Source organism: Rhodococcus sp. P14 (genome assembly GCF_000256505.1).
GTDB lineage: Bacteria > Actinomycetota > Actinomycetes > Mycobacteriales > Mycobacteriaceae > Rhodococcus > Rhodococcus ruber.
Genome location: NZ_AJFC01000024.1, coordinates 1 through 2,241 on the forward strand (window position 1 = coordinate 1; position 2,241 = coordinate 2,241).

Annotated in this window: 1 protein-coding gene and 1 pseudogene; one reads left to right on the top strand and one right to left on the bottom strand. The window is 58.9% G+C overall.

Going from position 1 to position 2,241, the window contains the following annotated elements; genetic code table 11:
- Positions 1-104: 104 nt before the first annotated feature.
- Positions 105-340 (top strand): annotated as a pseudogene (locus tag OEY_RS0101885) (IS1634 family transposase); the annotation flags it as partial.
- A gap of 91 nt (positions 341-431) precedes the next feature.
- On the opposite strand, the gene OEY_RS29600 reads toward OEY_RS0101885, so the two are convergent.
- A partial coding sequence (locus OEY_RS29600; RefSeq protein ID WP_010592254.1) for a TerD family protein occupies positions 432-2,241 on the bottom strand: 1,810 nt, incomplete at its 5' end.

A 2,241-nucleotide genomic window follows, 5' to 3' on the forward strand; every position in this document is an offset into this window, starting at 1 on the left:
GCACACTAACCTGGTGCAACTCGGGTCGGCGCTCATTCCGCGACCACGACACGCCCTTCCGACTTGAAGGTGTACAACCTCGGCACTTTTGAAACACGGCCTAGTTCCACCGCACCCGCGATGCGATCGAACACACCAGACCATCGTGTTCGCGGCATTGGCAGTCGTGCGCTGTGTTCACGACCAGACCGGTGTCGCGATCGCACAAGTGATCAAGCAACTGCGGCCGCTGTGGACCTCGACGATCTCGATCAACGCCGCCCTCCAGGACTTCCCGCTGCAGATCCCGGCCGCCGACCAGGAAATATTGTCTTGTCTCAGGTTCGAAGCGGGGTACTGAGCCAAATGTCCTAACTCAGGTCCGACCCGGAAGATTCCAGCTGACATCTGCCAAAAATCGACCGTCGGAACTTCTGCCGACTGCAACCCATTCATTCGACGTCCACCCCGTACGACGTCGCTAGTGCATCCAAACCCCTGTCATACCCCTGCCCAAAGGCACGCAGTCGCCATCTGTTCGCCCGGCGATATATCTCGCACAACACCATCGTTCGTTCGGTTGTACCTGCGTCAAGGACGAACTCAGCTTCCGGTTGTTCGGATGCCTCCACCTTTACTGCCACCGGACCCAGCTGACCGAAGTTCGCTGTACCCTCAGTAGCCGCTGCAATCGCAACCTTGGTACAACTGCTCGGCAACGTCTCAAGATCTATACGGATGCTTTGCTCGCAGTTCCCGTCAACTGTGAGAGCCACCGCCCCATCGTCCCTACTTGGGAAGTTGTAGAAAATGAAGTCCTCATCGCAAGTCACCGAATTTTCCTCGGACAGCATGAACCCGACGATGTCCACGATGATTCCGTCACGAGTCGAATCCGCACGCCAGGACGCATGAATGCTCAACTGCGAATCTTCCTTGCGGAGATCGATGACCTCTCCTCTGACAAGTGACCGAGCCGCCGGCCTGCGCTGCGCCACACCTGAATGCATGGCATCGATCGTGGCGTCCTCTCTCAAGTCCGCTGGGGTCAGGACAGGTAGCTCCCGGCCTCCGATCGCGACCGTCTTGCGATCCCTTCCATCGCCGTCGAGCACAAGTAGGTCTGTTACCGCCGCCGAGAGGTTGATCGCGGGGGTGCCCCCCAACCGCGCAATTTTCAAACGCATTGCTGCCGCGTCTTCATGGGTGCCACCTATCACCAAAATGTGGCGATTCTGCCATGGATTATCCACAAGGCTCGGTACTGTCGGCTGTTTTGTAAGGGACGCGGGGACTGGATCCGCTGAGGCGACGACGTCGATGGGATCAATCCCTGCCGTCTCTACGGGCAGGTCAGCATGCGCACGCTCTGAGCTCGCCTTGTCGATCCCGGGCAGCGCAGCCAATCCATCTTGCTCCGGTTTCGTTCGCGGAATTCCCGGGAGAACACTTTCCAATAAGCGCTCTAGTGTCTTTTCCGGAATGACGCTGATCCCATCGTCCAGCAATCTGGATACTTCTGCAGAGCCGGACGTTCCGTCATTGCAAATGACCAGACCTACATGACTTCCGGCCGTGCTCATTACATCGAGCCCGGCCAGGGCCAGCTTTCGTTCGAGGGCATCGCGTGGGGTCTCCGTGGTGCCGATGATGGCAACTTTCGTTCCCTGCACCAAGCCGACGTCGGGGTCAAATCTTCCAGGATTGACCCACGGACACGGCACTCGGCGGGACAGCCTCGGTGCACCCGCCTTATTCGCCACGCAGTCGACGACCGGTAGCGGGAGCTCAAGGGAGTCGGCTAGCCCTACCGTCGAGAGAAACACTCGTGTTACACGATCAGCTTCGTCGCGCACTTTGTTCCCAATCGGGCGCCGTTCGATTCCCCAGTATTCGGCCAGGGACGTCAACCGTAGATTCGGTACGTCCAATTCAAGGCGCCGCGACAGCGTACGCACACATAGACGCGACACGATGGGGTTGGCAATGTCGGCTCGGCGAAACTCTCCATCTAGAAAACCGTAGTGGGTGCTTGCGTCATACGCGACGAGCGTTCGCCCATGGAGCAGATCGATCACGCGGTCCATCACGTCCTCGAAGTGCGGAGCCCCCGCTAGTCGATCGCGTAAACGGTGGTGCAACGAACCGAGGCCAAGGTCGGGTCCCGGATCGATAGCAGTGGCGTACTCGTCTTCAACCATGCCGTCGCCGCCGAGCGCAAGGATGCAAAGACCAATCACCCGGTCCGAAGTAAGACGTGTG